Genomic DNA, 6,066 nt, shown 5'->3' on the forward strand with positions numbered 1-6,066 from the left:
GCCGCAAAGCCATGCCGAACAGCACCTTCATCGTCAGGCAAGTTTGAATGGGGGTATCGCTGTAGGTCTGTTGTCGGCCACGCCTGCCAGTCGGCGCGGCATCCCAAATCATCTCGGGGTCAAACCAAATCGCCAGAGAGCCACGGCGCTTGAGCGCTTCATTGTAGGCTGGCCAGTTCCTGGTCTTGTAGGTTGGGGGTGTAGGTTTGCTCATGGAACCCAGCTACCGTACTGGATCCACAAGATGAATCGCCCACGCGATTTGTGCAACAGAGCCCCTCTACTTGGCGAGTATCTCTCTCGAGAGGCTGGTGTCGACGCAATGCGGATTGATGAGCAGCGAGGCTCGAATGCGCGTGGCTCTGGGGGAAATCGTTGGCTTTATCCTGATGTCGTTGGGCTGGAGGACCTCACGCGAGGGTGGGACGATGAGCTGCGCCACTGCGTCAGCGAGACGGGAAACGCTCGTGCGCTTTTGTGGTCGCTTGAGGTGAAGTTGCACCTTAAGCGGTCGAATGTTCGGGAGAGCTATTTCCAGGCCGTTTCGAACTCGTCCTGGGCGAACTTTGGTTACCTCGTTGCTGCTGAGATCGAGGGCCAAGGCACCATGCAAGAACTGCGCATGCTCTCAGCCCTACACGGTATCGGCGTTCTTCAGCTCGACGCAGAGAACCCGTCCGAGAGCAACATTCTGATCCCGGCCCGCGGCCGATCAGAAGTCGATTGGTCAACCTGCAATCGGCTCGTGATTGAGAGCCCGGACTTTAAGAACTTTATTAAGCGCGTACGGCAGTTCTATCAGACTGGCGATCGGCCTCTGAACTGGAACCTCGTGCCGGGACAAGCTCACCGGTGAACTATGGTAGGCTTAGCTCCGGCATACCAAGACGTGCTGCACGGTGCCTCGAATGACTTGTTCCGGAAAGCCGCGCTGCAGCGGCTTTGACCTAGGCGAAGGTCCGGAAAGGGCCGAAAGAGCCTATGTGCAATGTTTCGTAATAGCGCCATGCGCCAATATAGAGGCTGTGCCTTGCTCAGAATAGAGGTCAAAATGGGGGTCAGTTGTAACGCTTACGTTCTCCCAGGGTGACCCGCGTACATCGAGCCAGGGTCAACCTGGGAGAACGGTTATTGCGAGAGCTTCAACAGCAGGTTCAGGGACGAGCTCCTCAATGACGAGGTCTTCTACTCGCTGAGGGAGGCGCAAATCCTCATCGAACAATGACGAAAGCACTACAACACTGCTCGGCCGCACAGCGCTCTTGGATATCGGACACCGGCACCGGAGACTTTCATCCCCATAGATCGAAGGCCGACCATGCATTAACATTTAACGCGGACCACTCGATGGGGTCAGCTCAAGCGCCTGCTCGAGCTGATGGTCGCGGGTGCCTGAGCGGTACCAACGACCGAGGCTCGCGGTGAGCTACACCACCTCTCGGGACATCATCTAAGAGAGTTACACACAAGGAGGTTATTCAGCGGTTCGGTTGTCTTCCGGCCGACTGAGCAAGTCGGTATGCGAGTGATGGTGCTGCGGAAGAAGTCGCAAACTGTCTCAATTGCGTTCCGACACTGCCTTTCCCAGTGCCAGCCAAGCGGCAATCACCGGCTCACTCAGATCCTGGGAAGACTTCAACCAGAATGCGCCTCGTATATGGCGCATGGTCAGAAGTTCTGTCGGCATTCGGCCCCTCCAGTTGATCCGCGGGGATTATCCTCAGTTCGTCGACCAAATCTGCCCTTGATTCCAAAAATCACTTTCGGATACTTCGTGAAATAGATACTCGTCTTACCGTAAAATTCGCGGCCGTCTTCCGGTGAAATCACAGCCCGATATCATGAGAAACGCGCACCCAATGCTTGACCAAAGGGAGAAATCCGTTGATGCTACCGCCCACCCGGAATTCTCTTTTGGCATAATATTTTTATTACGGTTGATTCCTGAAAGACTTCGATTGCTTGCCAGTTTACGAGCGATTTCCTGACAAGTGCGCGACCTTTTTCCGGGAGCGCATGAGGCTAACGCGCAGGCGCAGCCCGCATCTCTGCGGAGATCATTTGCGCAATCGAATTTTTTGCAGGCATCATGTTGAGAAGGCGCGCAATGATGAATTCTAGGACCGCCGACCCATTTACCCGACCGTCCTTCGGACTACTTGATCTTCTGTCGGTGTGCGTCATTCTTTTTGCCGCCGTCTTCCTGTCTTGGCTGGCGAGCCAGAGACCGCTCGCTGGCTACGGAACTGAAACCGACTTCATCGGGAGCATGGTTTCGGAAGCCAAGCGCCTTCTGGCGGGGATGCCGCTCGAAAGCGAGTTCCATCCTCCGGGATTCATCTTCACGCTGGCAGCCGTCAAGAGCTGGGTGGGAGACTGGTTCGCCGCTGGCAAGGCCCTGTCGGTAGTTTCCGCTGTCGCGACGCTAGTCTTGGCGCACCTCTTCTTTCGGATAGTTGCTGGAACATGGGCGGCATTCGGGGCCGTACTTGGCCTTGTCTCATCGGCAACGTTCCTCCGGTTTGCGGTGCAGGCAACCTCCGACCTCTTCTTTTTGGCGCTCTATTTCCTCACCTATTTCTTGGTTGCCTTCGCTGCGACCCGTCGGTCGGTCTCGGCGTGGTTTCTGGCTGGTCTGTGCGCTGTCTTCACCATGATGACACGGACGAACGGCGTGACGCTTTTGGTGCTGCTGGCCATTCCGCTTCTGATGCCCGGCCCCGGCCGGTGGCGAGCGGTCTCTGGCTACCTTGCCGGTACCGTCGCCGCCGCGGCGGGCTTTCTGCTCTACGCCGGGCTCACGGGCTCGAACCTGATGCCCGGGGGCACTTATTATAACATCGCGCTCACCTATTTCACCGCCGAGCGCGTCTCCTGGGAAGGGATGATCGAGGCGCAGGCACGGTTCAGCAGCCTTTATGACGTGTTGACCTACGATCCCGCGGCGCTGGCCAAGGGATATGCCCGGGACCTGGCCAACATCGCGCTGCGAAAGATCCCGTTCATTGCCGGGCCGGCGCTGGCGCTGTTCTTCCTACCCGGGCTTGTCTTCGCTGGCGCCGAGCGCCGCCAGTCGCTGCTGTTGCTGTTCCTTGCGGCCACTCTGGCGCAGGTTCTGCTTGTCAATCTGAAGGCCTACGAGCCGCGGTATCACCTCTATTTCGTTCCCTGGGTCGGCGCCGGTGCCATGATCCTTCTGAGCGTATTCGCGGCGCATCGCGATTGGTCGCAGCTCTACCGCTCCGCAGTCCTAGGGCTGTCGTGCGCGGTCATCGCGGTGGGCGTCCTCCTTGCGGTGCGGGATGCCCGGACCTTCGCCTCTTGGGGCGGAAATCCGGAAATGGCCCGGGTGCTGGCCGAGGTAGGGGGACTTCTTGGCCCAGGCGATCTCATTATGAGCCGCAAAACGCATCTGGCATTCTACACCGGCGCCGAGAGCGTTTATCTGCCAATCGTGACAACCGAGCCTGAGCTCCGCGCCGCCGTCAAGACCGCGGCGGTAACTTGGCCGGCCGATCGTGTCTATCTCTTCATCGGCGAGGTCGAACGCTCCACTCGGCCCGAGACTGCCGCGTTGATTGATAGCGGGCTGTCCTGGCTCGATCCCGTCGCCAAAGATCCGAGGGCCGAGGGCTGGACCCTTTACCGCTATGCACCCGGAGATGCCAGTCGCAGCGGATCGAAGTAGGGCGGGACCGGACCGCCGCGGCGCCCAGACCGGAGCCGCTCCAGGGCCTTGGTCTCCAGTGTTCTCAGCACCGGAGGATGGCCGGGGATCTGTAGCGGATCTTCGGCATCTCCTGGATGTACCATGAACCAGATCTCGCCCGGTGCCGCTGGTGCTGCCTGCCGCGCAACGGCCAGATCGATTTCGAGCGCCGCGATGGCCGTTTCCGGGGTTGGGAGCGGTAGCACGCCGCCAAAGCGCCAATTCGTCCGGACCCCGTGGCGCTCGGCCGCCCTCTGCATGTCGTGGCCAAGCCGGGCGATAACCCGGGCCTTTATGTCGGCCGGCGGTAGCAGCGGAACCATACTGCGCACCGGCAGGCCGTCCGCGGCCGCGGCCCGCAGGACCGCAGGACGGATCGAGGGGAATGCATGGCAATGTTCGTGACCATCGATGAAATCGGGAGGCCGGCCGAAGAGTTCCAGGAATCGAGCTTTCTGGGTGGCGATACGCGCCTCTACGAGGTCACTGTTCAGCCCCAGAAGACTCCGGGCCAGCAGCAGCGTCCGGTCCGGCCGTCGGGCCCTGCCCGGCGGCGCATAAGTGAAGTTCAGGTGCAGTCCGATGCAGGGCCGGCTAGCGGCAATCGCACGCAGTGCTGCCGCCGATACCTCCGTGCAGGTTTCCACCAGCACCGATACGGCATCGATCGCTCCGGTGCCGAGCAGGCGGCGCATGACGGCGTCATGCCCGGCACCGAGGCCGTAGTCGTCAGCGATGACGCGGATATCAGCGAAGGGGCGTGTCAAGTTAGGCCTGTTGTCGGACGAGGTCCGCGGAAAGGTCCATCTCTTCCTTGTCGAGACCGCCAGCGAGTTCGACCTGCTCCTTGACGATATACGTCGGGCGCTGTTTAGCCTCCAGCAGTGCCTTGCCGACATATTCGCCGATGATGCCAAGGCAAACCAGCTGGACGCCGCCGAAGAAGACGACCAGCACGACGATCGTGGCGAAGCCCGAGAATGGCGAGCCCACGATCAGTCGTTCGCCGATGATCCAGATCAGATAGAGAAAGCTCAGAGCGCAGACCGAGAATCCGAACAGCGAAATCAGGCGGATCGGGGCCACCGAAAACGAGGTAAGCCCGTCGATCGCCAGCCCGAACAGCCGTGCCGAAGTAAACCGAGTAGGCCCGCCGTCATGGCGCTCTGCAACCTCGTAGGGCAGGCCGATCTGATCGTAGCCAACCCAGGCATAGAGCCCCTTAAGGAACCGTTCCCGTTCGGGCAGGCGCCGCAGGCTGTCCACGACCTTGCGGTCGAGCAGTCGGAAGTCGCCGGCATTCGTGCTGATGTCGAAGCGGGTCCCGAAGTTGATCAGCCAGTAGAACAGGCGCGCGCCACCCCGCCGACCGCTGCCCTCGCCTTGACGCGAGCTCTTGTAGAAATAGACGACCTCATGCCCCTGCCGCCAGTTCTCGATCAGGGGCTCGATCAGCTCCGGTGGATGCTGGAGATCGGCATCCATGAAGATGACGGCGTCGCCCGTGGCGGCGTCCATTCCCGCAGTAAGGGCGGCCTCCTTGCCGAAATTGCGGGACAGGACGAGAAGCCGGCTCGGCCAGGCGAAACAAAGCTCTTGCAAGATCGCGCAGGTGCTGTCGCGGCTGCCGTCATCGATGAAGACGAGTTCGAAGGCAACACGTGCGCTTTGGGCAATTCCGGGTAGGACTTGGGAAAGCCGTTCAGCTAGCGCGCCGAGCCCCGCAGCCTCGTTGTAGCATGGTAGAATGAGTGTGATCCTCTCCACTATCTATCTCCTCCCAGATGCGGAAAATATCAATATTCGGCTGACCGCGAAATTCACGGTGACGGAGGCGACGAGCGCGATGCCGAGAGCCAGGGCGAGAGCTGTACCGAAGCTGAGCAGGATCTCGAACAACGTCAGCCGGAAAAGGTAGATCATGACTGTGCTAGCAAGAAAGGCGGCGAGCCTTCCGGCATTGAGGTCTCGAGAATGGAGGTCGCCGAAGGTTACTTTCTGGTGGATGACATAGACAACGCTCGCACTGACCGACATTGCAACTGCAAGAGCCATCCAACCATCCAGCCCCCTTTGCAGCAGTATTAGTCCCAGTCCGAAGTCAATCAGGGCGCCGATCGAAGAAACAATGCTGAAAATGAAAATACGGAACAAATACATTAGCTCCTTTGTCTATATTATCTATTGGAAGAATCAAAAATAATCAACAGTATTGTCTTCAGAATGCCCCCCCCTTTTTTAGGCTCAGGACCCATTGATTTCGGGCAGTTGCCATGATTGAGCCTCCGTAAGGAGACGTTGAACATGGGAACCCTTTCTGGCTTACCGAAGAGCAGTTGGAGCGCCTGCGACCTTTC

At 59.3% G+C, this 6,066-nt stretch carries 6 protein-coding genes and 1 pseudogene; 3 read left to right on the top strand and 4 right to left on the bottom strand.

Annotated features, from left to right (window positions below; all coding sequences use genetic code 11):
* On the bottom strand, nt 1-214 hold a 214-nt coding region (locus tag LC039_RS26625), incomplete at its 3' end, for a transposase (protein ID WP_226629901.1).
* Nucleotides 215-322: 108 nt separating this feature from the next.
* Here LC039_RS26625 and LC039_RS26630 point away from each other — a divergent pair.
* The 3 genes and pseudogenes from LC039_RS26630 to LC039_RS26640 all read left to right on the top strand — a co-directional run bounded on the left by LC039_RS26630 (nt 323) and on the right by LC039_RS26640 (nt 3,688).
* Nucleotides 323-856 (top strand): hypothetical protein, encoded by a 534-nt coding sequence (locus tag LC039_RS26630; RefSeq protein WP_226629903.1) that lies wholly within the window; start codon nt 323-325, stop codon nt 854-856.
* 237 nt (nt 857-1,093) lie between these two features.
* Nucleotides 1,094-1,327, top strand: a pseudogene (locus tag LC039_RS26635) (integrase core domain-containing protein); the annotation flags it as partial.
* A 783-nt stretch (nt 1,328-2,110) separates the two neighbouring features.
* A complete protein-coding gene (locus LC039_RS26640; RefSeq protein ID WP_226629904.1) occupies nt 2,111-3,688 on the top strand; it encodes an ArnT family glycosyltransferase in 1,578 nt (525 codons plus the stop codon).
* Here LC039_RS26640 and LC039_RS26645 read toward each other — a convergent pair.
* From LC039_RS26645 to LC039_RS26655, 3 genes are read right to left on the bottom strand one after another with little or no spacing between them, the layout of a single operon-like run.
* A complete protein-coding gene (locus LC039_RS26645; protein WP_226629906.1) occupies nt 3,649-4,476 on the bottom strand; it encodes a ChbG/HpnK family deacetylase in 828 nt (275 codons plus the stop codon). The genes LC039_RS26640 and LC039_RS26645 overlap by 40 nt on opposite strands.
* Before the next feature lies 1 nt (nt 4,477).
* Complete coding sequence (locus LC039_RS26650) at nt 4,478-5,476, bottom strand: glycosyltransferase family 2 protein (RefSeq protein ID WP_226629908.1); 999 nt, start codon at nt 5,474-5,476, stop codon at nt 4,478-4,480.
* A 3-nt stretch (nt 5,477-5,479) separates the two neighbouring features.
* Nucleotides 5,480-5,869 (bottom strand): GtrA family protein, encoded by a 390-nt coding sequence (locus LC039_RS26655; RefSeq protein ID WP_226629909.1) that lies wholly within the window; start codon nt 5,867-5,869, stop codon nt 5,480-5,482.
* Between the last annotated feature and the right edge of the window lie 197 nt (nt 5,870-6,066).

Origin of the sequence: Alloyangia pacifica, assembly GCF_020524285.1 — a bacterium.
GTDB classification, from domain to species: Bacteria; Pseudomonadota; Alphaproteobacteria; order Rhodobacterales; family Rhodobacteraceae; genus Salipiger; species Salipiger pacificus_B.